Origin of the sequence: Bacteroides sp. NSJ-39, assembly GCF_014287315.1 — a bacterium.
Lineage (GTDB): Bacteria > Bacteroidota > Bacteroidia > Bacteroidales > Bacteroidaceae > Bacteroides > Bacteroides finegoldii.
This window is the reverse complement of the sequence record NZ_JACOOB010000005.1, coordinates 246,657-272,201: the sequence shown is the minus strand read 5'-3', so window position 1 is coordinate 272,201 and position 25,545 is coordinate 246,657. Positions and strand designations below refer to the sequence as shown.

Below are 25,545 nucleotides of genomic sequence, written 5' to 3'. Positions count from 1 at the left end.
AAAAGTTATTTACCCTTTCGTTTTCTATATGTATCTAATGCTTCTACTCCGGCAACCTCTACAGATTCCCTTTTTAGTACCGATTTGATAGTTTTAAATATAATCTTCAAATCTGTATTCAGTGAGACATGATTTGCATACCATACATCCATCGCCAATTTTTCATCCCATGTCACAGCATTACGACCATGACATTGTGCATAACCTGTTATTCCAGGCCTGACATCATGTCTATGCTTCTCCTCTTCTGTATACCACGGAAGATATCTTGGTAATAGTGGACGAGGCCCTATTAAAGCCATATCCCCAATCAATACGTTCCAAAACTGTGGAAGTTCATCAATGGAAGTTGAACGTACAAATTTTCCGACTTTTGTCAAACGCATTTCATCAGGTAACAAGTTACCATCAGTGTCCCGCTCATCGGTCATGGTTTTGAACTTGACTATTTTGAAGATTTTGCTATCTTTTCCGGGACGTTCTTGAAAAAAGAATGCTCCGGCACCTTTGTTGGAGAAATGAAGCCACAGGGTTACAATTATCAAAGGTAATGCCAATACACTTAGAGCAACGAAAGCTATACAGAAGTCTATAATACGTTTAAAAAAATGTTTATACATAACTTACTAATATATGTTAGCGTCCAATCTTAACGTGTAGTCTCTCAGAAAAGTCTCTACAAGGCGGTCTCTTAATCAATAACGTTAAAAAGGATACTGATTTTTTAATTTGTTATTAGTTCAGTCGATAGTCAAGGGCAATAATTGTTCATAATCTCTACGTCCTTTAACAATCTCGCTAGGGACTAAGAAAGTATGCAGATGAAATTTGATTCGCAGCGAAGGCAACCCTTTCACTTTATAGTCCTAAACTGAGTACTTACATACTGAACGAAAATATTTTCTTCACCTTATAATTGGTTAATCAATTGTTATTTCAATATCTCACAATAATATTCCAGCCAAGCTGCTGTCACCACATTGTTATTGAACAACTCCTCCACTCGCTTCCGTCCATTCAAACCATGTTGTTTACGCATTTTCGGGGTATCATAATACTGCTTCATACAGTGATATAATCCCTCCGGGTCATTGACCCCACAGCGAAGACCGGTCTCATTGGGCACAGAAGCATCAACCACTCCATATGCATCACTGGTAATTACCGGCATAGCCAAAGCTTGAGCTTCCAATACACTTGTACCAAACCCCTCTCTCCATGTGGGAAGGACAAACACATCTCCACCCTGCAAAGCTTCATAAGGTTGACGGGTTATACCCGGATAAAAGAAATTTTCATCACGTTGCAACGCAGGGAATCTTGTGGACTTTGCCGCATAATTTTCCTCATCAGAACCATACAACAACAGTTTGGCATGAGGGCATTCTTCTACCAACTTGCTAAAAGCTTCATATAATTCTCCTATACCCTTATCATGATTCAACCTACCCAAGAAAATATAGACCACATCTTCATCTGTAAATCTGAACTTCACACGCTCGCGCTTGCGTACATCTTCAGAAATGACAAAACGCTCCAAACGTACTCCGGCTATAGAACCGTTAGCCAATACTTTGCTGTTACTTTCCTTTAATACTCCTTCCTTAATAAGGAACCTACGCTGCGATACACCGTCAACTAACAAATCTGTATTGAGCCATGCCGGTATTTTATCCATACCTTTCAGCAAGGTACGCATGATGCCCTCACGGGTTGCCCACACCTGTCCTGTATAGATATGAATTCGGTGAGGTATTTTTGCTAACCATCCAGCCATGGCATTCAGTAGAGCCGCTTTGGGTGTGACAGAGTGAACACAATCAAAACGTTCACGCTTGAAGATTTCATATATAGCCAGCAAAGCCTTCAGATCGTTCCATAAAGAAATTTTCCGTCTGATAGGAATACACAGGCATTTAACTCCTACTTGTATGAACTCATCTTTCTCCTTATCATTTTGAAAATTTGCCAGTAGATGTACATCATAGTGTTGTACTAACTGTGTCATGTGGTCTTTCAAAAAAGAACGTGCCGTTCCAGGAACAGCCACTACAAATGCTATTTTTTTCTTCATATATCCTTTGTCTAAAATTTCGTAGTTGTGCGAAGCGAAATACCACCTCTGTCAGTCATAAGCTAGCAAACCGTTTTTTTCATACCTTCCTCAAAGGGTACAACCACATAATCATATCCTGGAATATCAGAAAGCTCACGTGCATAAGCTATACCACCGTACGCTTTTCTCACCCAAGGCATAAAGCTACCTATACGCAAGCATAGACCCAAGAATCTCGATCTCCGAGGTTTCTTGCCTATGCCCTTACAAATAACCTCCAGTAACCGAGAAGCACATGGAATCTCATCATCCTGTGGACAGAAGCTACCAGTAAGGTCATTCTCAACGATTATACGTACACACTCCGAAAGATTATCAATATAGATAAAGCTCTGGCATGTATTTTCATAGGCCTTCGGTATCATCGGTAACAAACGGGCCATCTTGGTGAAACCTGTAATATAACCACCTCTACAACCCTTGCCATACACACTTGGAGGACGTACATAAGCCACAGAGAACGTCCTGTCCTGCAGTTTTATCAACTCCTCTTCCGCCATCAGTTTACTTTTGCCATACATAGAATTACTATCTTTCAACATCGGAGTATTATTATCTACGATGGAAGGCTCTAACTTTTTACCTGCATCATACACCCCCATCGTGCTAAAATACACATACTGGCCCACGAGCCCCTTTTCTGATCTTACGCTCTTATACATTGAGGCAATACTTACAGGCATATCCGTATTCACACGTTTATATAACCCCCAATCTTTACAATCCGGACGATGCACGATGCCTGCCACATGCACAATAGCATCGAAAGAAGAATAATCGAACTTCTTCCACTCATCCGTCAACACATCAAGCTGTTGTACCTGATGCCCATATTTCGACAGCCACTCGTCAATATGATTGCCGATATAGCTGTTTTTACCTATTATTAAAATGTTCATCTCGTTATCTTTTCTGTTACCAAGTGCATTGGCTTGCAAAATATTAATGCTATCATCACACCCATAATAATATTCAAGCCTTCATCAGGAGATACTATAATCAGATTAAGCAGATAATACACAAGCAGGTGAAGAATGTACAATTCCAAAGTATATTTGCCTAACCACCTGAATAGACCATTTATCCATGATATGTACCCACTCCTATTACATACCTCATACAGATAGCCCAAAACAATTATAGAAATCGCATTAAAAGTTAACCATATTGTATTGATAGGCTCTACTAATAATATTATGCAACCGACACTCAGCCATGATATCCATCTAATATTCAATATCTTACACCATTCTGTAGCATAATTCATCGTTAAACTACCCAAAATTAAAAAAGGAAATTTTGTTATTGCAATCTCTGTATTGTGATAAAATATTGGAGCATAAGTAAGTAGAGCTTTATTCACTATCATATATGAGCCTAAGAGAATTACAACTGCATATATTGTCTGCATCTTACCTCCATACATGAATTTATGCATAAAGGGGTATATCAGATATATCACTACAGTCATAGCAATATACCACATGCCGCTATAGTTACCTTGGAGCCAAAACGAGATAGTGATCACATGTTCAATAAAAGCAACCACATCACTATTCAGATACAAGTCAGTATACAAGAAATAAGGAGTCGAAATAATCCAATAGGATATCAATAGTCTTTTGATGCGTTTCATATAAAACCTCTTTAGATTTCCATCCTTATGAAGAGAGAAACATAACCCGACCCCTGTTAAGAAAACAAAACCTCCTGTAAAAACAGAGAAGCAGAATACTCCCAGCAGTTTGTTAATTATTGTATCAGGGAATCCACAAATACCCTTGATATGGGCTAACATCACACCAAGGATGGCATACCCCATAATCTCCGTACGATACTTGGATATGTAAAATAGTTCCAATATCATTTCGTCAAAGTCTTACAGAATTCCAATAACAGTTCAACTGAATGTTCCCATGTAAGTTCTGTTTCAGCATAATGCTTTGCATTCTTACCATATTCTATTATTTTAGAAGGCTCTGCATAGAACTCATCAATTGCATCTGCTATCTCCTGAGCATCTACATTGGTCAGCACCCCCGTCCCCTCAGGTATCTGTTCGCTCAGAGAACCCACATTTGTGGCAATAATTGTCTTACCTAGAGCAAAAGCCATCGGAATAACGCCCGACTGGGATGCACGTTTATATGGTAGAACAATAAAATCTGAAGAATTTATAAGCCCCACCATTTCCACATCTGGTATAAATCGATTCCTTAGTTCGATATGCTCATTATTGTTAATTTCTACTAAAGTACTTTCATCAATAGGACCTCCGCCTGCTATTATAAGTTTGAGGTTATCTATTCTTGACTTCTTAAATGCTTCAACAAGGACATCCACCCCCTTATATGGTTCAATTCTACCAATAAAGAGTATTACTTTTCTTATTTTCTCATCTATAGGCATATTTGATCTTATTGTTGCGTAGTAATTAAAAGCAGCATGGGGGATAATCGCCACTGGCTTCTTATGAAGGTTCTCCATATATACCTTATCCTTACCATTCAGAATAACAAATCCAGAGACAAATCGCTGAGACCAAGCACCTAATCCAAAGAAGACAGCTTCTCCTAAACTTTTATACTTATCATGTAGATGAGGATCATGTACTGTATTTATAATCGGAGCAGTTCCTTTAAGCATAGGGTATAATATCGGACCCCATACACAACCAAAGGGGAAATAGATGACATCTGGCTTAAATTTAGATATCGTTTTGGACAAAGTATATATTCTAGGTATATTTAAATAGCTTAAAGCCACGTGGATGGCATCATGCTTATATGTTTCTATTTCTACAAGTTTACAACTATACTTAGCGGAGAGTTCTTTCCATTCATCTATATTATATACCCCTTTTGCAATAAACAATTGCAATAAACAACTTTTTATCTGCAATAGTGCAGTAGCCATCTGGTATGAATAAATAGCGCAAGCACTTGTTGACCCTAAAAACACTAAACTTATTTTCATCAGTTCGTACGTTTTGATTTTAAATAATAGTACAACAATGTTCCTATTGGATACATAACAGCAATAACAGCCCAGTTCACCCCCCTATCTTTAATAAAAAGAGATTTTTTTGCCATCTTAGCATTCGCAACAAGATGAATATAATGCCTAATCTTCCAACAGAGAGAAGTATATTTTAAATTTACATATAGTATACGTAGCTCCATAAAACTATTTGGACTGTTAAAGAACTGGTTAACAATATTTGCTGCCATACCATTCTCTTGATAGTCAACGATGCAAAGAGTCTTATCAATAAGTACAAAGGGAGCTATCTGATCCACCTTCAAAATCATCCATATAGGATTAAAGTTCCTTTCACCTTCAAATGATGGTTGTGGAGCTACTTGTTTCAACAAATCAACTCGCATAACCAATTTGTTATCTGCAGAGAATCCCTTATCTTGTTTGAGCCTTACATAGTGTATTATTTTGCCATCTTCCATCTGATTTCCAAGACGCTTTCCCTGAATAGTATAGTCATAACCAACAAGACCAGAAACATTCTTATCGCGATACTTTGCCCATTCCGTCACGCATATCTCCACTCCATCATCAGGCATATAATCATCCGAGTCGATGCAAACGCATATCTCCGTGTTCATTTTCTCAATAGCCTTGTTGTAACCTGTATGCAGACCACCATTCTCCTTATAGACGTACTCTATATGGAGCCAGTCAGCATCTTTACTGTAGCCGACAAACCCATCCTCTCTAAACTCCAAGCTCTCAGCTCTCAACCATGATTTTACTAGTTCGCGAGTATTATCTTTCGACCCATCATCAATTATCAGCCAGCAAAAGTCATGCGACCCTTGTCGGCAAAGTGCCTCATACCCTCTCGGCAGTAAATCTACACGATTGTACGTGGGGGTGAAGACTGTAAGAAGTTTACTCATATCACTTTATTTTGTAATTACTTTCACGACTGTCCCCATCGTAAAAGAGGATAAGCAGTTCTCTGAAACGATTAAGATATAGTCTATACGATTTTTAAATTATACTCATAAATCCATAGTATACGAAAACCATAAACAAAGTAAAATATGCATGATACATAGCTACTTTGTTACCCACTTGCAGCCTGTTAGGAACTCCTTTCATAGCATAGAAAGGATAAATGGTTACGATTGGAAGCATGAACCAAGAGAGATAAGCAATTCGATTAGTAAAACTTGCGTACATACACAACAACCAAACACCATTTGTGAGTAGATACATTCTTAGCCATAATTCATACATTGAATCTCTCAGTCTATATTTAAAAAGGATATAGTAACCTATCACCACTGGTGCAGCACTATATAAGATAAAATCTAAGCGGAAACCTGTTATATGAAGTACGTCTCCTTCTGCTAAAAGATAACTTGCACCACTCTCATCAGCATACGAAGCAAATAATGATTGGAAAAAACCAATGTGTGTAGCAGCAATAAAAAGACAGAACAACCAACCATAGAAATACCATTTGGTTTTTTTTACGAAATATGATATAATGTATGCATATACAACCACAGTCATACTATGATGAAAGCCATTGGATATTAATGCTAAAGGTATTGTCAACCAGAGTTTATCTTTATAAGCCAAAGCAACCAAAAATATTGCTGCTGCTGCTCCAGCCTTAAAGCCATTAATCGCATATGAATATGTAGAAAAGCCTAGAAGATATACCATAAAACCTATGTGAGAATTATCGGCAAAAATTTTTCTACATGCAATTCCTATACAAGAAAAATAAATAATAGACATCAATAAATAAAAACTATGTTCAGACAATCGTATACTGGCACAGAAAAATAATAGATTATCAAAAAGGAGATTCTCGGCCGATGGATCAAATGTGAAAATTTGCCCATATATAACATTATACAATTCAGAGTACCCCAATGTATCTCCAAAATTTCTTGCTACTGGCCTTAATCCCAAAAATAAGCATATGCAAATACCCGTAATCATTGCACTTTGTCGATGTGTATTTATTGAGGTAAATGGCGGTAACAACGAACTAGGAGACTTCAACGCATTCTTCATTGCAATGAAACAGACAATCGTGTATATATATTCATAAAACGGAGCCAAAAAATCCATACTATTTCTTATAATTTGACAACCAACTACTGATGTCATATTTGTCGACAATGGCACTTGGGAGTGGAATGAATGGTGTTTGTATAAAAGTGTCAATCGTAAAGAAATCATCTTCACCAATTATAAAGATGTTCTCCTTTAAGTAGAAGTCGTATTCCTTGATAAACTTGTTATTGGTCATGAGCTTCTTACCACATGCGAGCGCTTCGAGAGGTCGAAGGGTGGAACCTTTCTGACCATTCTGCACTATTTCTATTATACATCGTGCTTTCTGGATATTTTTCATATTCTCAGCGTATGGGATACACTCCCCAACACTATGAACAACCTTAAAGCAGGTACGATAGTGTTTCAGTTTCTCTCGTAACTCGTAAATGATAGAACCTCTGTTCTTCTCAAAGCCAATAAAGTAAAAATCATACTCTTCTTTGTCTTTAGTTGCGTCTTGCTTCATACGGAAGAACTGTGAATAGAGTTCCTGGTGGAATCGTTCTGCATCACCCTTGTCGAAAGTACTGATGTTAAAACCAGCAGATTCTATTTGTCTATAACGGAAGAGGGTTCGTTCGTAAGCTGATGGACAAACGGGATTCCATATCCAAAGACACTTCCTGACACCAGGTGCAACACTCGCATTCAAAGCCTTGAAGAGACAAGGCTCCGTGTAGTCGGAAATGAGAACTGTATCCCCTTTCTTAAGACATTTCAATTCCTTACGCATCTGTTTACCAAAGAGCATCCATGGCGGAAGATCTGTATTTTTTAATGCTTTTCTCATCACCACCTGCCATTTACGACATGAGGGATTCAATGGTCGACAGACAACATCTGTATTATCAATACCCTCTACCATATATTCCCAAATATCTACATTGGGGTATATAAAATATATCATTGTCTAGTGTTTCGTTATTAACGTCTTTATTTTAAGCAAACACCAGGCTAAAGGAGCAAGGTCATGGGCTATGAGCCACCCAGCCATCTTTGCGTATATGGGATAAGTATACTCCATGGAGTGCTTGCTACATTCGGGAAAGGTGTTCCTCCATAGTTTGATGTCCAGCACAGAGTTGTAAATAAGAAAGAATGACTTTGCCTGAAACTTCAGATAGTTCAATTCATTGACATAATCTTGTGCTAACCCATTTACTTTGAAGTCCGCGTCCACACGTTCAGCTAGTCGCACAACCTGTAGGAAATGTTCTTTGCTGTAATTGTGAGTAATGCTATTGAAATTCTGCTGATTATAATGGTACATAGGTTTATGTACTACAGTATTTTTTTTCGAGATTGCTCTACAAAGGGTAACGAAACCGAAATCCTCACCAAGATTGATACCCTCATAGAATCTTGCTCCACAACGACTGATGAGAGCTTTACTGATAAGTTTATTCCATACAGCACCCTCAATAGGATTTATATTGAATGAAGGCCGCTTTATGTAAGCATCTGGAAACACGACATCTGCTACATGGTCGCCATACTCCACCCGATAGTCACAATAGACCACCTCTGCACCTTCTGTTAGAGCTGTTTTATAAAGCTGTTCGTACATATCTGTGTCTGCCCAATCATCAGAGTCGCAATGAATGATATAATCGCCTGTAGCGTTATCCAACCCTAACTGACGACAGGCAGAGACACCACTATTCTTCTGCTGATGAAAGATCCTTACGAATGGCTTTCGCTGTGGGTATTCTTCAAGGGTCTTCTCGATGACGGCCACGGAACCATCAGACGTACAATCATCAACAAAGATATACTCGATACAATCGAGTGTCTGTCCAAAAAGAGCGTGACAGCATCTCGCTATATCTTTTTCTGCCTTATATACTGGGATTATTACTGAAACTTTCATTATTTTAATTTCATCACTAGCTTTATAGGTAGTGTCGTTATCGACGTCATCTTATACATCAAGCGTGTCTGGATGGGTATTGCCTTCATCTGCATAATATACTTGTTTGCCTCTGGATATTCATGCTTCCATCGATCAGGATTGAATCCTGCACGGGTGAGCATAAATGACTTTGCTAACATTTTCCAATAATTAAGTAGTAGCGACCAATCACCGTCTTTATCTGCAAAGAACCTCTCAAGTTCCATCACACAACACTTTCGTTGTTGGTACGAACATTCATTAGCACTATTTACAGTATAAGATGTAGGATTTATCCAATAATGGTAATACGTACCTTCTATCTTATCAATTCTTTTTGCAAAATAGAAAGCTTGTAAACAAACCAATACATCCTCCCACATATTTATTCCGGATTTCAGTATTATTGCATTATCAACCAATAGTGAACGACGCATTAATTTGTTCCACAACATACAATAAAACGATTTATTGGGCATCTCATTCAACATTGTTTTAGGAGGATTACAAATTTCTGTCTCAATGATATAAGTAGAATTTTCCGATTCACGAATAAAGCCTCCAACTACTATATCTCCATTCTCTTTCACAGCCTTATTATACAACTTCTCAAAATAGTCTATATCTACCCAATCATCACTATCGCAGTGAATTATATATTCCCCTTTGGCTTCCTTTATTCCTAATGCACGCACAACAGATGTCCCGCTATTCACATTCATCCTTATAATTCGTGTATAGTCACGCCTTTGAGGATATTTATTCAATACAGCCTGCAACACATCAACAGAATTATCAGGAGAACAATCATCTATAAACAAATACTCTATATCATCCAATGTCTGTTCAAAAAGGCTAATAGCACATTTCTCAATATATTGAGAAACCTTAAATATTGGTACTATGACTGAAACTTTAGGTTGTAACATATATTTAACTTATTCTACTAAAATGCAAAGTGTTAACTTTTGTACACCTTACCATTACCTTCTTTATTATCCCAACTCCTAACAAAGGCAAACCAACACCAACAATTAAATAGAATAACCACCATACAGGATAATTCTGACCATCAAGAATGGGAAATTGTGAGAGCATTTCTATCGGTTTGTCTTCTACCCAAATAGCAAGAAGAGTGACTACCTTGAAACAAAGAAAATGCCAAGTGAGTATTTCAAATGTATGGTCACCGACAAAAATAAAAAATGACTTAAAATATCCTTTTGTGATTATTGCAATAGTCCTACTAATTTGCAGCGTCATTAATGTTCCAAGAATGGCTGTTATGCAATAAGGAAGCAACGTATATTTATTGCATGATTGCATATCTGCTTTCCAAAACACAGAACCCACCAAAACGACCAAGACACAGAGTAATCCTTGACATCCTACAATTTTTACATCAAACTTCTTTATTGCATAGCCAGTAAGAAAGAAGAACGCAGAGAAAAAACTCAGTCCTCCTATAGCACTGTAAGGTATAGTCGGAATAAACTTATTATACAGAATACTCATAATCAACACAATACAACCTCCAATCAAAGGATTTCTGATTATCCGAATTACTATCCAAGCAATTATAGAAGCCCAGAACAATTGGACTATGAACCAATAGCCACCCAAAAGTTGTTCACTTCTAGTGAAGAGTATGATGTTAAAATATGCTTTGTCTAGCGTTTCATGCCAAGTGTATAAATGTGACACATATGTTCTCCATCCATATTGCCCGTTGTAAATATTCAAGTGATAAAACACATTATGTAATAAGAGAAAAAGAAGGCCATATTTAACAAAAGGGAAATATAATCCTTTCACCTTATGCCATGTAAATGTCTTAAAATCCGTAATATATTTTTCCTTGAAGCAATAGTCAGAAAGAGCAAAAAAGAGGGGCATGTGAAACATATAGATGAATGACCTAACAGGAGTTAAATAATCACCATATTCCCCGATACTATGTCCTAACACCATCAGTACGATACCAATACCTTTGGCTATAGTAACGGAAGAGTCCTTCATTGATTCCACTATCAGTCTATTGTTAACAATCGTTTCACTCATTTGTCTATTTTAATATTACTAATCACCACACAAAGTAATAAATACATCTACTGCAGAAAGTGTTATCGCACTAAAATTTCTGTGAGTTCCAAGTGTTCTGTATTGAATTAATATTTATTAAATACCACTTTGTAGGTATGTATTATTCGCGTCTTCTGGTATCCTAACCACAAGCGAATGACATTCTTTGTGGTGATGAAAGGATATACCTCCGCAAGATTAATAACAGAGAGAAGACTATGGCTGAAGAAAGATTGGTAAATGGCGAAACGAATAGCGGCTTCATATTGCTGTTGTACCATCTGTTGCATTTTCTTATTATCGCCAGCGAGAAGAAATTGCACAGTTCTCTGTCCTTCTGCAGAACGGATTGCCATATCATAGCTGATAGGCTTGAAACTAAGATTCTTGCCAAAGCCTACAGGATATGTATCATCAAGGTAATAGATATACACCACATGAGGAACAAATGCTATCTCTTCCGCTTTCAATATACATTGATAGGTGAAGATATGATCCTCACACCATGTGATGGAATTATCAAATCTCATTCCTTCAAGTATGTCCTTACGAAAACATGTTGACCATATAAACCCTGAGCACCATGTCTCCTCTGATATCTTCAAAGCATCCGCATGACTCTCTGTACATATCCATTTTTCCGCCGAACGGTCTTTGCCTATTGCTGTTGGAGTAACAGTTCTGTGTCCACCTCTCAACACACTCGCCTTAGGATATCTTTCCATACTCTCTATGAAATGCTTTAAGGCATCAAGTGCCAGTTCGTCATCTGAATCAACAAAAGTAACCCATTCACCGACTACTAAACTCAACCCTGTGTTACGTGCTCTTGACACTCCACCATTTTCTTTGTGAATTACCTTGAAGCGACTATCCGTCTTAACATATTCATCACAGATGGCAGGTGAAGAGTCCTTACTACCATCATCAACAATTATACATTCCCAGTTACTATATGATTGGTTTAACACAGAATTCAAACATCTGCGTAGAAACCTCTCAGCATTATATACTGGTATTATTATACTAATCTTTTTGCACATTAACCTTCCATAAAGTTCCTCACCCACTTATCTAATCTCAACTTCTCAATCTCTGGGTGAATGGAGAATGTTCTATTGTCTTTAATAAAGTCTATATCTATTATGGGAGTTTCCCTATCTATGATGGATATCTGTTCTGAACTGTAGAATGGAGCTCGCAGAAGATTCCTATTTGTGGATATTATTTTCTTTCCCATGGCGAGAGCCCAGATGACTCTTGGGGTGATACCACTCTGGGTACCTCTGTCCGTATCCAACACACATACCGTATGACGCATAATCTCCGTATATTCAGCCGGAGGAATAACCCCTTCCATAGCTATTTCATTCTTACGATCTCGCTCGTATTTCGCCTCGGCATACTCTACAATCCGTCTGAAACTCGCTATGTATCTCATCCTGAACTTATACAGAAATACATGAGAAAAACTTGGCTTCCAAATCTGAACCCTAAAAAAATATGACAGTCCTGCATCTTTCACCTGTGGGAGTATCTTGTTGACTATTTCGAAGCGTTTATCGTGATCCGAGCCAACTATAGATATGTCATAACGTCTTTTTTCTGCCGAACCATAGTCGAAGGTAATAATTTGATGATTATCAATCCAGTACAATGGTTTGTAGACCAGCCCTGAAACATTTACTGAATCATCCAGATCAAACGTATAGCATTTATTGAACCTATCTTGATAGCGATAGAAATCAAATACAGAGACAGAATCCCATACGTAAAGTACCTTTTTGATGTTGGGCATCTTATCCAGAAACACAAACAGTTCCTTGCAAAGTGTGCGACCATTGATGCAGAAAAACATATCAAAAGTAGTCTTCAGTTCTTCTGATCGTTCTTTGAATATTTTATCCCATATTTTTTTCGATGGATGCCTCAAAACAGTACTTACTTTGCATCGCATCTTATTCAGGATTCCGTGACGTGGAATACGCATATCGTATTGAATAGCTGTATCGTCAATCCATACGACATCATGTCCTTGCCTCTTCATCTCTTCGATGATAGGAATATGAAGGCCTGCATACGCTGGTGCTAAAAACAATATTCTCATTTACTTTATAATTTCACAACTTTACGCATAATACAAGTTAACAAAGCAGTCATTTCATTTATGATATAATTCTCTACTTTCCCAAAGACATGCGTACGTATCTTATCAATCAATATGGCTATAAGGAAGATTGGGCCTCCATTATTACAAATAGGACGAAGGCACTACTCAGAGTGTGGGTATATACCTGAAAATAGTTGTCTATCGCCGGTTTGAGATTGTCAAGCAGATAGACTGCTAACACAGAGACCGAGATGTAGTTTACTATTTCTGACTTGCAAAGAACGAGTTGTCTGCGACTCACCTCCAATTGCACATTGACTATCAATCATCTATATTACTCTTTCAATTATTGATTTACCATAGCTCTCATCCTGAATGACGCTATCGTCAACCGTCTGTCCTGCTGTGGATGCTTCATTGACGTACTTACCAGGAATAGGTTGTTTTGAATGGATGTCACGGATGTGGTATTCGTACTGTATATCGAAGTGACCGAGGTCAAGAGCCTGATACCCCATCTTCGCAAGATCGTATGCCATGATGGTGGCTGTAGGTCCTAATGCGAGGATGACGAGAGCGCCCCAGGGAACATGTTCCTTAATGGCAGCCACTATTTCATCGTACTTATCGTACGCATTTTTTGCTGGTGCAAGGATACGATAAAGGTTCTTAGCATTCGACAGTAGATCATTACCTACACCAATACGTGTCTTTTCACCTTCAACAATATATATGTCACGACCATCCCATATCTTGCGATAAAGCGGAATCAGGTTGTTAGCTTGATCCTCTTTGTAGTCGGAAGTGAAGCGAGTGATGAGTGAATTAGGGTAGCGCCTTCCCGACTTTAACAGCGCCTTAAGATTATCGAGATTACACAAACGATACTCTTTCCACCACGATTGACTAAAATCGCTATACATAGATAGATCTCCAAAGATGGAAGGTATAGCGATTAGAATATTATCATCATCAGAATCTAACACCTGTCGCATACGTTCAGACATATCGCTTATTATATGCTGAAAGCCGATATCATTACCAAGAGCAATATTAAACTCTCCATCTCCATAACGACATATAGAACTCCTATGGTCAACGATATGCTGTAGTGTATCCTCTAAAGACATCACCTCCGGCTTCTGCCACTTCTTGTATTGACAGCTCACGACTGGTACCGTCCACAGGTGATAAACCACCCTCGAATAACGATATTCTATTGACTTTAATATGTGTTGCAATATATTCATTGTATTTCGTTTTTCTCACACAGAATCTTAGGAATTATAGAAAAATACTTCGTAGATTCCATGTATTTCGTGTGTGTCCTACTTGCTTTTTGTGCGTTCTGTATTCGTAAATATATTCCACATCATTATCCTTATCTTATCTATAAGTATGGCTATAACATATATTCCTATCATCACACAGAACATCATTCCCCAATATTCCCACGTAGAATAAATAGCATAAAATTGTTGGCACATCTCCTGATATGAATATCCAAAGAACTTGGCATTGGAATGAAATAAGAATACAGCAAAGCAACTTACTGCACACCAATTTATTAACTTGGACTTGAGATGAAGCTTTGAAAACATTATTATAGAGTATAGTGCTATGAATATATTTAATGGTGAAACATAGCTAAAGCATCTATTTATGGTATAAGGATATACCCATTTCTGTCCCAACAGGGGGGGGCAATACAAATAATTGATACACAGGAAATTACCCCAAGAACCACATATACATCTGTACTTGCAGAATAATTAGTAAATTTAGGTCTATATAAATTTACATATCTTGCAAGAAGATACAATCCTATAAATGACAGAGGTGAATAACCCAATGATATGTATGTCACAGATTCGGGAAATAACCATCCATATACAATCAACATTGTAAAATATGCTATCAACACTTTTTTGAAAACCACCCTTGGTACTGTTTCTACAAAAGCATTCAGAATAGGTGATAATATATATAGGAACAGATACGATTTTATGAACCAGTTGGATGAAGTCATCATTACACAACCTAGTAGTCCCTGAACACTCAAAGTTGTGTAGTCACATGCTATGTTCACAATAAAAAGTCCTATAGTAAAAAACAAACATTGAAACAGGAATGCACATAGTCCTTTCACCTTGGCATGTATCCCAAACCATCCAGATATCATCACAAAGATATCTACAGCTGATATACAAATAGCCTCAAAGATTATCTTTAATGACGAGTCTAAAGGTTTTGAGAGCACATCACTATATGATGGTTCTCCTATAGAGTAGAAATCTGCATGTACCCAAAGAATGAAAAACATCGCTATCACCCTCAATAATTCGATATTTGATTGACGTTCTTTTGACATATCATCTATATTGTCGATTTACTTTCTTTAAATTCCGATTAAGGTGTGTTCATTATTACATCAATGCATCCTTTAAAAACTCCATGCTCATTTCCCGTTCTCTAACAAGACAAATATCAACTTCGTTCCAGTCTATAATGAAGTTAGTAAGCTCGTATGTTGTCACATCATCCACGAGTCTATCCCCCAATTCGAGTTTACTGAGGAGTGAGATAAACCTCTCTGCACCCCTCCGTTTGTTCACGATAGACAGAAACGGGCGATGAAACAGGATAGAGAACACGCTCCCATGAAAAGAGTCAGTAATGACCATGGCAGCATCACGTATCTCAGAAAGCCAAGCCTCGATACTGTCATCCCATGAGATATCATCATTAGCACCCTTAATCTTCAGTTCGAGATTATATTTTTTCGCCATCCTCTCAAGGAACGTGACCTTCTCAAGAGATGTATCAAGTACATATGCCAACAAGGTGTTTGTCGCATTCTGTTGCCGAGAGAGCAATGACTCGTAGTCTTTTACCGTTAGCAGAAGGGTCGGATCGAGCACATGTGTTGCCTCAACACCAAAATGTTCTTTGCAGAGTTGCACTCCACTTGCCTCACGTACAGAAATGGCATCGAACTTCTTAGCAAGTGCTCCACATAACCGTTCCTGCTCTGGAGTGTATATCCACTCACTACCACCGAAGGAGGCAGCATAAGCCACACGTTTACCAGGAAAATCAGACCAAAAGTCAAGAAACATATTGCCAAGATATTTGATTGGCACATTACACCATGGACTCCACACCTGATCGCTACCCACAAGAATCACATCTGGATGAAGACTCTCCAACAATTCCTTGGTAATAGTTACCTCCGGTTTTGTAATAGTCATCTTTTCATGAATGAACCGATTAAGATTTTCCTGACCAGACCTCCCATAATGAGGATACTGTATGTGGTGAGAGGTACGCATGACCAAAGACTTAAAACGCCCTAACACCCATCGCCACCAAGGATACGCACAGTCATAATCTACAGTAATAGGCTCATGTCCCATACGCTTTAGGACCATCTGAAGAGCATAGTCCTGCAAAATACCACCGAAATTCGTTCGTAACGGTTGAGTTAATATTGCTATCTTCATAACACTAGTCTCATTTTTATTCGCACACAAAACACACGGAACTGTAAGAGCATATCTTTGCACCAATTCTTCTGTGAATTTTGCGATTTCCGTGTTCGTAATTATACATCCCTCTGTATTCTAGTATCTACAAGCATCCAGTTATCTTGGTATATATCACAAGGGTTATTAGTATTATACCATCTACTTGGCGCGAGTACCACTTTGTTTTTGTTGTCAGACAAATACTGCATCCACCAAGAGAAGGTGCTGTTGGTCATGATGAAGTTTCTACAGCAACTTCCAAGGTAAAGCGACTCCTGATCTGTGTATTTCGAATCTATATAATGAAAGGTGAGGTTTTCATATTTTGAGAAGAGATTTCTCACGCCATCTATATTGTCTGAGAAAACATAATAAATAGCATCAGGAACGAGTTCTTGCATCTGTTCCAATGCACGGAAGTAATAAATATTATCGCAAACAAAGAAAGTAGGGTCGTTTAAGTAATCACCCCTGCGAATATGCAGACAGACAGATTTAGGGCTACTATGTATTTCTAAGCCTAACGATACTACATCAAGTGAAAAGAGTTCTGTACGAAACGTCAGTTCTTTGCGGATAAGCTCTTCATGCTTTGCAAAGTATTTATCACTTTGGAAATATCCCAATGCATACCAGCTGCCTTTGGATAATGGCATAGGCTTGAGATAGCCTTCCTGATTAAGTATCAAGCCGAACCTATGGAACAACTTCTGGTATTTTGACTCTATATCTGCTATCTGACAGATATTCTTATGACGACACAGGCAGAGATACATAAAATACCCTATCTTCTGGCGACAGTTAAAACTCTTATCTTCCTTGAATAACACATCATCAGGCAGATGGAAACACCCAAGTCGGTTCTTAGCATGAAACCGCTCAAACGCATCACCCGTGAGCACCAATTGACATCCACTCTCCAATGCCATCACACGAGTAGCAGAATATGTAAACAACTGATTACCCAAGCGCCCGAGGAGCGTCGTCTGAATAGTAGGTCGTGACATGATTATTTTTGTATTTTACTAATAACTTTATACCATATCAGGTAAGCCATTCTTTGTATTCTATTACTGCAAAGAATCTTAAGTGTACCATTAATTGCCATTACTCCTTTTTTATGAAATTGTCTCCAAAATATAGGAGCATAACGGCTCTCTGCAGATGATTGAACAAGGCAAGGATTATAACGCCATCCTTCCTCGTACGTTATTTCTAAATTTTTCGTATTTATTTGTACTATCTGCTCTTTCCCTTTATCTGAGTTTACGACAACGAACGAACAGCCCTTGTTGTCATATATTTCCGGATGAATACTCTCAACCCCCCAAAAGTCGCCAATGATTAAATCTGCGCCACTTGCTCCTTGCTTTACCGGACAGTTAACACACGATGGACGTAAACACAAATTTTTTAGAAAACTTTGCATATATCGATTGTTCGCAGAGAGCTCATATATGATATCATCGTCTTTCTCGATCGTCAATCCATATTCATTCCAACCATTTCGCTTATCCCTGAAATTAATGGAATTTATTTTATTCTTATTACCTTTCGTTAAATCATCAAGATATGCCCTCCATACAGCTGGACTTGGGACACCATGACATACAATCTCTACCATTAGCAAATTATCATATTCCTTATGAAGGAATAACCTCAGACCTGCTATTTGGCATCCAGTGCCAGAGAATAGTACCTTACGCCCTTGTATTAAGAAATCTTTAGCCTCTTTGTATGTTATGCCTATTTTACTTTGAGTATATTTAGCCCCACGAAAAGTATCGAGTCCCTCTTTCGTCTCAGTATAGTCGTGCATCACCTCCCAGTTTTTGTCAAAACGGGCACCAAAGACCACTCCTCCCTCATCGATGACGGCTTCTGCCAACATTGTAAAAATACCACCAGAGGAGGATTTCATGCGAATTTCCTCATTGGGGTTGATGGCAGCAAGAACTTTGACAGGTTTTCTTGGATCGCTTAGGTTAAGAAATGGACACACCTTTTCACAGAGTCCACAGTCAATACAGAGGTCTTTGTTAACTACAGGATAGAGGAATCCTTTTGTATCTTCATTAAAGGAAATGCATTGCTTTGGACAAACCTGCACACAAGCAGAACATCCACAACATTTCGATTTATCAACAATTCCCACCATCTATTAAATTAATTGATATACAATAAGTTATTCTTCTTTTTAGAAATAAGACCATCATACAAATTCTCGTACTCTGCCAATTTTTTCACCAACACTGGATTAATCTGTCCTCTTAATCTTAATGCGTCTTTTCCACCAAACAACATACGAATGTTATTTTTCACATGCAGGCCTAACGAGTTTCTATTTTTATATGGCATATCTTTCCATAAACTAAGTTGTTTATAGTACCTCCATATATTAGTTAATGGCAATACGGTATCTTTATACCATGGTTTAGCAGGCGAAACATAATGAATTATAGACATATTACAAAATGAATCAACAACATCATTCCATTTTGATTTGTTTAATTTATAGCATTCAAAAGGTTTTATTAAAGTTAACTGAAAATTATATTTGAAAGGAAGACATAAAAAATTTTCATGAAAAAGAACATTCAAAGCATCTTGGTCTGGATATAAACATTTCTCAGGATTCTCCATAATAAAATGAGCTAATTGCGTAAAACAATCATGTACACGCCAATAGTTTAAATTCATAAGTAAAACTCCCGAATTGAAGTATTTACCATCAAATATTTCAATTCGATTACGATTTGTTATATCATCTGCATTTTGATCTTCTATGGCAGCTAAGGCTTTGTCAGAAATATCAGTACTCCACAACGATAATAAATCCGATACAATAATCGTATCACAATCAAAATATAGTATTTTATCAATTTCCACAGGCAGTATCCTTGGAAAAAGATAACGAAAATATATCGATTTTGGAAAAGTAGATGATAGAGGATAACCATCAAATAAGCTATCATCTATCTGGTATATCTTGACTTCTTGGTGATAAATTTCCATTGTTCGATTAATCTTTTCTATTGTTTTCTCAAGAAAAGCTTTGGTCAATATATGTACCATAACATCGCTACCTTTATTTGATTCAAAGATAGAAGTCATACAGACACCAAGAGCAATTGAGAACTTTTCGTCAGCACAAAGTCCAATGTGTATCATAATTTATTTGGTAAGTAGTCAATTTAAGGGATGCCCGTTGTTTACAGTACCCCATTGAATTTCATTTTTATAAACTAGTTATACACAACAGTTAGGTTTATTACTAATCATGATTTTTATGTTAATCCATCAATATTTACGTAAATTTTAACTACCAATAATCCACTAAATAACTTGTAAACTTTTCAATGGCTATAAGCCTGTATTCAGGTACAGAGGCCAACGGTTCAATCGTTATTCGTTAATGTATAAAAAGTCGATCTAACTTTAGAGATTATCATAGTCTTTTCGTTTTTCTCCAACCCAATAGCATAAATCGTCAGAACAATAGATACACTACTTACAATACATACAATCAACAGTCTTAAAAAAGAAGAGTGCATAATATGTGCTATCAATAATGGCATTAGGGCAGACACAATACCAACGATGTGACAACGAAACACGACATCTACAAGATACTGCCGAGACGAGATGCCCGTACTTGCGTGTACAAGTCGAAATCTAAGAAAAATTGAGCACCAGTAAATAAAAAAAGATATATAATAGGTATATATTGGTGCGCCCCCTAGATAGTATGCAATCCATGTAAATGGAAAAATAAGTGATATAAACGATGTCATTATGGCTTGGTATCGTTTAATGTTTCCCTGCGCCATCTGTAGAGTAACCATGGTATTGCCAATAGTGGTCGTGAATGAGGACAGTATAATCCAAACAAGGAACGCATCCGATTGCTCTGGTGGAGTACCTAACCATAGTTGAAGTATCTGCTTAGCCTCAATCATCAATGGGAGTCCCAAAAGATACATTATGTAGAAAGAGAAACGAGAACCTCTACAGGCAAGAGAAAATGCATACTCCTTATCATCTGCAGCATAAGACTTCGTTATCTGAGGGGCCAGCGCCGTCATAAAGTTGTTGACGAACATCAAAATTATGTTATTAACCTGAGCTGCAATACCTATGGAAGCATTTACTATAACTCCGAAATAGATATTAAGTAGCATATTTACGCCTTGGGTATTCAAAATCCAGGCTCCATTGCCAAACATATTCCATCCTGCAAAATTCCAGATTTCCTTGAAGAGTTGCTTATCAAAAGTGAAAACAAAAGTACACTCTTCAAATTTCCTCAGCGAATATATAATATAAAACGAGATATTAAGGAAATTGACCATAACAAGGAGTATAGCATACGTAATCAGTTTGTCTGCAGGTGACACAAAAACAAGATAGCAGATGAGAAGTTTCATAAAAGCCTCAAACAAACTAAGATATGCAAAGGCTCCCATCTTCTCATGGGCTATTATACATGATTGGAACGGGGTCGTAAACAAAGTGAGTGCAGACGAGATAGCTGCACAATGAAGACACCATAAGGCAGCCGTTTCGCGCCCTGCCGGTATATTCATCTTTGTCTGAAGAAACCAATAACCAAATGTCTCTACTAGGAAAAGTATCAGAATTCCCATCAAAAACTGCACGGTGATGGAAGTTGAGAACACTTGTTTTAGTCTAAAGAGGTTGTTCTTACCTAATTCAACTGTAATGAAGCGGCCAATAGCCGTTGTCATTGAACTCGTAATGAAACTAAATATGCCAAGGAAACCCACTATGACAGACTGTATGCCATAGTTCTCCACCCCTAAAGCCTGCAATATGACCCTAGACGTAAACAATCCGACCACCAGAAGTATGAGCATCCGGCAGTAGAGCAGAAAGGTATTCTTCGCTATACGTTTATTATTTGATGATATATCTTGCAACATTCAAGTCCTCTCATTCAAACATTATCAGTACTTGCTTACTCCATTGTTTTATCACCATACATATTATCATAATACTTCTGATAATCACCAGAAGTTACATCATTTAACCATCCCTCATTATCAATATACCATTTAACAGTCTTCTCGATACCTTCCTCGAATTGCAAGCTAGGCTCCCAACCAAGTTCGGCTTGAAGTTTCCGAGAATCAATGGCATACCGAGCATCATGCCCAAGACGATCGGTAACGTAGGTGATAAGATTCATATCTTCACCTTCTTCCCTTCCCAGCATACGATCAACGACTTGAATAATCACTTTGATAATATCAATGTTCTTCCACTCATTAAAGCCACCAATGTTGTATGTCTCAGCAACTCTTCCGTTATGGAAAATAGTATCAATAGCACGAGCATGATCTTCTACGTAGAGCCAATCACGAACATTCTCCCCCTTTCCATAAACGGGCAGTGGTATACGATAACGAATATTGTTAATAAAAAGTGGAATCAATTTTTCTGGGAACTGATAAGGACCGTAATTATTTGAACAATTGGTTACAATAGTAGGCATACCGTATGTATCATGAAAAGCACGTACGAAATGGTCACTACTGGCTTTTGAAGCAGAATATGGTGAATGAGGCGTATACTTGGTTGTCTCCAAGAAGAACTCCTCACCATATGCTTCGTGGTGCTTACCACTAGAAGCCTTTGTCGTGAATGGAGGATTTATACCTTCAGGATTGGTCATTTCCAATGCGCCATATACCTCATCTGTTGAGATGTGGTAGAAACGTTTGCCTTCATATTTTTCGGGCAGACTCTCCCAATAAAGTTTTGCAGCCTGTAACAAAGAAAGGGTTCCCATCACATTAGTACGGGCGAAGGTGAACGGATCTTTGATACTGCGATCTACATGGCTTTCAGCGGCAAGATGGATAATTCCGTCAATCTGTTCATCCTGCATTAATTTGTAAAACGTATCAAAATCGCAAATATCCATCTTGACAAATTTGTAGTTAGGTTTATCCTCAACATCCTTAAGGTTAGCAAGATTGCCTGCATATGTCAATTTATCAAGATTTATAATATTGTATTCCGGATACTTATTTACAAAGAGACGAACTACATGGCTACCTATAAAACCAGCACCACCAGTGATTATTATATTTCTCATTTCAAATGTCTTATTGAAGCTTAATAAAGAGGTTCATTTATGTAAAACGGCGAATCGAAGTCTTTCAGCCAACTATGCAAAGTGTCTTTTTCAGAAAGTAGAGCTTTACCTACAGGAATTTTCCAATCAATACCTAAATTATCATCAAGGACACTGATTCCTCCATCGGCTTGCGGAGCATAAAAATTATCACATTTATATTGGAAAACAGCTGTTTCTGAGAGTACAGAAAAACCATGAGCAAATCCCCTCGGCACAAAAAGCTGACGATGATTATTCTCGGTAAGTTCCACTGCAACGTGTTTACCGTATGTAGGTGAACCTTTGCGAATGTCTACCGCAACGTCAAGTACCGCACCTTTCACGCAACGCACAAGTTTGCTTTGAGTATAAGGAGGACGTTGGAAATGGAGACCACGTATCACACCATAACTACTCATGGATTCGTTATCCTGTACGAAACTTACAGTTCTTACCTTTTCATCAAACTCCCGTTGCGAAAAAGATTCAAAAAAATACCCTCTAGTATCCCTGAACACCTTTGGTTCAAGGATTACCACACCCTCTATATCGGTCTTTATTACTTCCATCTTCTTTATTTACTTGTTAGCGTCCAATTTTGTTAGCCCAAGTGTGATCTAGCAATACGTCATTTTAGGACGCTAACTATCTAATTCTTGAAACCGTGAATTTTTTGATATAAACTCCGGAACTATTCGCTTCATCAACTTCACCGTATCCCAAATCTGTACTGAACGGGATAATCTCTCGAATTCATCGTACGTTTCCACAATATCCCCATATTCATACCGACGTACTTTCGCAATCTTTATCTTCTTATGATGAGTAGGAATAGTATTTTCTTCATCACTCAAGACCTCTTCATACAGTTTTTCACCCGGTCGTAGTCCTGTAAATTGTATTTCAATATCTTCATTCGGCTTATATCCCGCCAATTCAATCATACGAACGGCCAAATCTACAATTTTTACCGGTTTTCCCATTTCGAAAACAAAGATCTCATACCCTTCCCCCATAGTAGCGGCCTCCATTACCAGACGACATGCTTCCGGAATGGTCATGAAATAGCGTATGATATCAGGGTGAGTCACTGTAACGGGACCGCCATTTTCTATTTGTTCTTTAAAACGGGGAATAACTGAGCCATTGCTACCCAATACATTTCCAAAGCGGGTAGTTATAAATTTAGTACATCCTTTCACTTTACCCTCTTTAATGGCATAGCTCAAGCTCTGTACATAGATTTCTGCCAAACGTTTGGAGCACCCCATCACATTTGTAGGATTTACAGCTTTGTCTGTGGAAACCATAATCATCTTCTCCGCTCCATATTTAACTGCCATATCCGCAACCTGACGGGTACCGGTCACATTAACCAATACAGCTTCACATGGATTTTCCTCCATCAACGGGACGTGTTTATAAGCAGCTGCATGAAAAATAATTTGGGGATGATAGGTATCAAACACCATACGTAAACGCTCTATGACACGTACATCACCTATCACAGGAACAAAATCAAGATGTGGAAATCGGCGTTCACATTCCAAGCGAATATTGTGTAATGGGGTCTCGGCCGAATCAAACATAATCAGTTTGCGGATTCCAAGATGTGCCAATTGACGACAAAGTTCGCTACCAATACTACCAGCCGCTCCCGTAACCATTACTACTTTATCGCTGAATTCATTGGCAACTTCGCTCATATTGATATTAATCTCCGGACGTCCCAACAAGTCTTCAATCTTGACAGGGCGCACCCATTGATGAAAGTTACCGTTTTCATCCGCTTCGCTGATAGAAGGAGCTATCAAAGTTTTGATATGATTATCCTTGCAATATTGGAGCAAACGGGTTTCCTCTAAACGGGTAGACTCATTATGAGCAAATAAAACACCTTGAATACAACGTTTACGAATAAGCTGCAGGAAATCTTGTTCATTGGTGAAATAATAAATAGGGAATCCCGCCAAACGACGATGCTTGTAAATAGTTCCATAACAATAGAATCCGATAACCTTATAATGAGAACTATGTAGTAAACGGGTCTTCAGTGCTACACTTTTATCGTCTGTACCATAAATAAGAATACGCATATTCTCCTTATTCATCAATTCAATTAACGCCTCGTAGACTATCACCATCAACATACGGAAAGTAGACAAAGCAATCAAAGTTAACATTCCATCAAACAAGACAAACATCAATCTCTGATTGGCAGACAATCCGAACGGTTCAATCCACAAGAAAATAGCAATCGCTATACATACCGATTTGAATGATGAACAACAGATCAACGGCCATAAGCAACGCAACTGGGAATAACGAATGGTATTACGATAAGTATGGAAAAGATAGGAAGCTATCGTAGTCGCAATAGCGGCTAAAATTCCAACCCGAATCATAGCCCGGCTATCCAAAGACACTTCAGCGTTATAATGTATCCACCAATAAGTGAAACAAGTGGACAACACTGAAATGAACAAATCAATTCCCCATATTATCCAGTAACTAAAGTAAGTTCTACTTATATACTGGATAAAAGCATTCAATTTTTCTTTCATACCCAAAACAATAAAAAGT

Annotated in this window: 23 protein-coding genes; 1 reads left to right on the top strand and 22 read right to left on the bottom strand. The window is 37.9% G+C overall.

Annotation, left to right across the window (positions count from 1 at the left end; all coding sequences use genetic code 11):
- Positions 1–5: 5 nt before the first annotated feature.
- From H8S63_RS08395 to H8S63_RS08305, 19 genes are all read right to left on the bottom strand, one after another.
- Complete coding sequence (locus tag H8S63_RS08395) at positions 6–620, bottom strand: sugar transferase (protein WP_186926451.1); 615 nt, start codon at positions 618–620, stop codon at positions 6–8.
- Between the two features lie 311 nt (positions 621–931).
- Positions 932–2,074, bottom strand: a complete 1,143-nt coding sequence (locus H8S63_RS08390) for a glycosyltransferase (RefSeq protein WP_186926448.1) — start codon at positions 2,072–2,074, stop codon at positions 932–934.
- Between the two features lie 62 nt (positions 2,075–2,136).
- A complete protein-coding gene (locus tag H8S63_RS08385) occupies positions 2,137–3,015 on the bottom strand; it encodes an NAD-dependent epimerase/dehydratase family protein (RefSeq protein WP_186926446.1) in 879 nt (292 codons plus the stop codon).
- The gene (locus H8S63_RS08380; protein ID WP_186926444.1) at positions 3,012–3,983 is read right to left on the bottom strand and encodes an acyltransferase; all 972 of its coding nucleotides are present in this window, start codon (positions 3,981–3,983) and stop codon (positions 3,012–3,014) included. Before H8S63_RS08380 ends, H8S63_RS08385 begins: the two co-directional genes overlap by 4 nt.
- Positions 3,980–5,092 carry a glycosyltransferase family 4 protein gene (locus H8S63_RS08375; RefSeq protein ID WP_186926442.1) on the bottom strand — a complete coding sequence of 371 codons (1,113 nt, stop codon included), beginning with the start codon at positions 5,090–5,092 and terminating at the stop codon, positions 3,980–3,982. Before H8S63_RS08375 ends, H8S63_RS08380 begins: the two co-directional genes overlap by 4 nt.
- On the bottom strand, positions 5,092–6,030 hold the full coding sequence (locus H8S63_RS08370) for a glycosyltransferase family A protein (RefSeq protein ID WP_186926440.1): 939 nt from the start codon (positions 6,028–6,030) through the stop codon (positions 5,092–5,094). Before H8S63_RS08370 ends, H8S63_RS08375 begins: the two co-directional genes overlap by 1 nt.
- Before the next feature lie 94 nt (positions 6,031–6,124).
- Positions 6,125–7,261, bottom strand: coding sequence for an EpsG family protein (locus tag H8S63_RS08365; RefSeq protein WP_222619548.1), 1,137 nt, complete (start codon positions 7,259–7,261; stop codon positions 6,125–6,127).
- Positions 7,224–8,117: a hypothetical protein gene (locus H8S63_RS08360; protein WP_186926436.1), complete on the bottom strand. Its 894-nt coding sequence runs from the start codon at positions 8,115–8,117 to the stop codon at positions 7,224–7,226. The genes H8S63_RS08365 and H8S63_RS08360 overlap by 38 nt, the downstream gene beginning before the upstream one ends.
- Before the next feature lie 3 nt (positions 8,118–8,120).
- Positions 8,121–9,080, bottom strand: coding sequence for a glycosyltransferase (locus H8S63_RS08355; RefSeq protein ID WP_186926434.1), 960 nt, complete (start codon positions 9,078–9,080; stop codon positions 8,121–8,123).
- Entirely contained in the window at positions 9,080–10,030 is a 951-nt protein-coding gene (locus H8S63_RS08350) for a glycosyltransferase family 2 protein (protein WP_186926432.1), read from the bottom strand. The genes H8S63_RS08355 and H8S63_RS08350 overlap by 1 nt, the downstream gene beginning before the upstream one ends.
- Before the next feature lie 4 nt (positions 10,031–10,034).
- The gene (locus H8S63_RS08345; RefSeq protein ID WP_186926430.1) at positions 10,035–11,162 is read right to left on the bottom strand and encodes an acyltransferase family protein; all 1,128 of its coding nucleotides are present in this window, start codon (positions 11,160–11,162) and stop codon (positions 10,035–10,037) included.
- 107 nt (positions 11,163–11,269) lie between these two features.
- Positions 11,270–12,154 (bottom strand): glycosyltransferase family 2 protein, encoded by an 885-nt coding sequence (locus H8S63_RS08340; protein ID WP_370527607.1) that lies wholly within the window; start codon positions 12,152–12,154, stop codon positions 11,270–11,272.
- A 71-nt stretch (positions 12,155–12,225) separates the two neighbouring features.
- Positions 12,226–13,290 carry a hypothetical protein gene (locus tag H8S63_RS08335; RefSeq protein ID WP_186926426.1) on the bottom strand — a complete coding sequence of 355 codons (1,065 nt, stop codon included), beginning with the start codon at positions 13,288–13,290 and terminating at the stop codon, positions 12,226–12,228.
- 332 nt (positions 13,291–13,622) lie between these two features.
- Positions 13,623–14,543, bottom strand: a complete 921-nt coding sequence (locus H8S63_RS08330; protein WP_186926425.1) for a GT-D fold domain-containing glycosyltransferase — start codon at positions 14,541–14,543, stop codon at positions 13,623–13,625.
- A 410-nt stretch (positions 14,544–14,953) separates the two neighbouring features.
- Complete coding sequence (locus H8S63_RS20320; RefSeq protein WP_186926423.1) at positions 14,954–15,664, bottom strand: acyltransferase family protein; 711 nt, start codon at positions 15,662–15,664, stop codon at positions 14,954–14,956.
- A 55-nt stretch (positions 15,665–15,719) separates the two neighbouring features.
- Positions 15,720–16,796 (bottom strand): polysaccharide pyruvyl transferase family protein, encoded by a 1,077-nt coding sequence (locus tag H8S63_RS08320; RefSeq protein WP_255467638.1) that lies wholly within the window; start codon positions 16,794–16,796, stop codon positions 15,720–15,722.
- Between the two features lie 101 nt (positions 16,797–16,897).
- Positions 16,898–17,827 (bottom strand): alpha-1,2-fucosyltransferase, encoded by a 930-nt coding sequence (locus H8S63_RS08315; protein ID WP_186926419.1) that lies wholly within the window; start codon positions 17,825–17,827, stop codon positions 16,898–16,900.
- 2 nt (positions 17,828–17,829) lie between these two features.
- Positions 17,830–18,978, bottom strand: coding sequence for a Coenzyme F420 hydrogenase/dehydrogenase, beta subunit C-terminal domain (locus H8S63_RS08310; RefSeq protein WP_186926418.1), 1,149 nt, complete (start codon positions 18,976–18,978; stop codon positions 17,830–17,832).
- An 8-nt stretch (positions 18,979–18,986) separates the two neighbouring features.
- Complete coding sequence (locus tag H8S63_RS08305; RefSeq protein WP_186926416.1) at positions 18,987–19,991, bottom strand: glycosyltransferase family 8 protein; 1,005 nt, start codon at positions 19,989–19,991, stop codon at positions 18,987–18,989.
- A 1,242-nt stretch (positions 19,992–21,233) separates the two neighbouring features.
- On the opposite strand from H8S63_RS08305, the gene H8S63_RS20050 reads away from it, so the two are divergent.
- Complete coding sequence (locus H8S63_RS20050) at positions 21,234–21,362, top strand: hypothetical protein (protein WP_255467637.1); 129 nt, start codon at positions 21,234–21,236, stop codon at positions 21,360–21,362.
- Positions 21,363–21,798: 436 nt separating this feature from the next.
- Here the strand turns inward: H8S63_RS20050 and H8S63_RS08300 are convergent, their stop codons facing one another.
- From H8S63_RS08300 to H8S63_RS08290, 3 genes are all read right to left on the bottom strand, one after another.
- On the bottom strand, positions 21,799–22,941 hold the full coding sequence (locus H8S63_RS08300; protein ID WP_186926414.1) for a dTDP-glucose 4,6-dehydratase: 1,143 nt from the start codon (positions 22,939–22,941) through the stop codon (positions 21,799–21,801).
- Between the two features lie 20 nt (positions 22,942–22,961).
- Complete coding sequence (gene rfbC / locus H8S63_RS08295) at positions 22,962–23,531, bottom strand: dTDP-4-dehydrorhamnose 3,5-epimerase (RefSeq protein ID WP_186926412.1); 570 nt, start codon at positions 23,529–23,531, stop codon at positions 22,962–22,964.
- Between the two features lie 72 nt (positions 23,532–23,603).
- A complete protein-coding gene (locus H8S63_RS08290) occupies positions 23,604–25,526 on the bottom strand; it encodes a nucleoside-diphosphate sugar epimerase/dehydratase (protein WP_186926410.1) in 1,923 nt (640 codons plus the stop codon).
- Between the last annotated feature and the right edge of the window lie 19 nt (positions 25,527–25,545).

Excerpts from the sequence above, each read along its gene's own strand:
- H8S63_RS08330 (WP_186926425.1), bottom strand. The coding sequence starts at position 14,543 with ATGAATATATTGCAACACATATTAAAGTCAATAGAATATCGTTATTCG.
- H8S63_RS08335 (WP_186926426.1), bottom strand. The coding sequence starts at position 13,290 with ATGAGAATATTGTTTTTAGCACCAGCGTATGCAGGCCTTCATATTCCT.
- H8S63_RS08345 (WP_186926430.1), bottom strand. The coding sequence starts at position 11,162 with ATGAGTGAAACGATTGTTAACAATAGACTGATAGTGGAATCAATGAAG.
- H8S63_RS08360 (WP_186926436.1), bottom strand. The coding sequence starts at position 8,117 with ATGATATATTTTATATACCCCAATGTAGATATTTGGGAATATATGGTA.
- H8S63_RS08300 (WP_186926414.1), bottom strand. The coding sequence starts at position 22,941 with ATGAGAAATATAATAATCACTGGTGGTGCTGGTTTTATAGGTAGCCAT.
- H8S63_RS08290 (WP_186926410.1), bottom strand. The coding sequence starts at position 25,526 with ATGAAAGAAAAATTGAATGCTTTTATCCAGTATATAAGTAGAACTTAC.
- rfbC (WP_186926412.1), bottom strand. The coding sequence starts at position 23,531 with ATGGAAGTAATAAAGACCGATATAGAGGGTGTGGTAATCCTTGAACCA.
- H8S63_RS08375 (WP_186926442.1), bottom strand. The coding sequence starts at position 5,092 with ATGAAAATAAGTTTAGTGTTTTTAGGGTCAACAAGTGCTTGCGCTATT.
- H8S63_RS08365 (WP_222619548.1), bottom strand. The coding sequence starts at position 7,261 with ATGACATCAGTAGTTGGTTGTCAAATTATAAGAAATAGTATGGATTTT.
- H8S63_RS08350 (WP_186926432.1), bottom strand. The coding sequence starts at position 10,030 with ATGTTACAACCTAAAGTTTCAGTCATAGTACCAATATTTAAGGTTTCT.
- H8S63_RS20050 (WP_255467637.1), top strand. The coding sequence starts at position 21,234 with ATGAGAAGTTTCATAAAAGCCTCAAACAAACTAAGATATGCAAAGGCT.
- H8S63_RS08385 (WP_186926446.1), bottom strand. The coding sequence starts at position 3,015 with ATGAACATTTTAATAATAGGTAAAAACAGCTATATCGGCAATCATATT.
- H8S63_RS20320 (WP_186926423.1), bottom strand. The coding sequence starts at position 15,664 with ATGTCAAAAGAACGTCAATCAAATATCGAATTATTGAGGGTGATAGCG.
- H8S63_RS08315 (WP_186926419.1), bottom strand. The coding sequence starts at position 17,827 with ATGTCACGACCTACTATTCAGACGACGCTCCTCGGGCGCTTGGGTAAT.
- H8S63_RS08355 (WP_186926434.1), bottom strand. The coding sequence starts at position 9,080 with ATGAAAGTTTCAGTAATAATCCCAGTATATAAGGCAGAAAAAGATATA.
- H8S63_RS08320 (WP_255467638.1), bottom strand. The coding sequence starts at position 16,796 with ATGAAGATAGCAATATTAACTCAACCGTTACGAACGAATTTCGGTGGT.
- H8S63_RS08310 (WP_186926418.1), bottom strand. The coding sequence starts at position 18,978 with ATGGTGGGAATTGTTGATAAATCGAAATGTTGTGGATGTTCTGCTTGT.
- H8S63_RS08370 (WP_186926440.1), bottom strand. The coding sequence starts at position 6,030 with ATGAGTAAACTTCTTACAGTCTTCACCCCCACGTACAATCGTGTAGAT.
- H8S63_RS08305 (WP_186926416.1), bottom strand. The coding sequence starts at position 19,991 with ATGATACACATTGGACTTTGTGCTGACGAAAAGTTCTCAATTGCTCTT.
- H8S63_RS08395 (WP_186926451.1), bottom strand. The coding sequence starts at position 620 with ATGTATAAACATTTTTTTAAACGTATTATAGACTTCTGTATAGCTTTC.
- H8S63_RS08380 (WP_186926444.1), bottom strand. The coding sequence starts at position 3,983 with ATGATATTGGAACTATTTTACATATCCAAGTATCGTACGGAGATTATG.
- H8S63_RS08390 (WP_186926448.1), bottom strand. The coding sequence starts at position 2,074 with ATGAAGAAAAAAATAGCATTTGTAGTGGCTGTTCCTGGAACGGCACGT.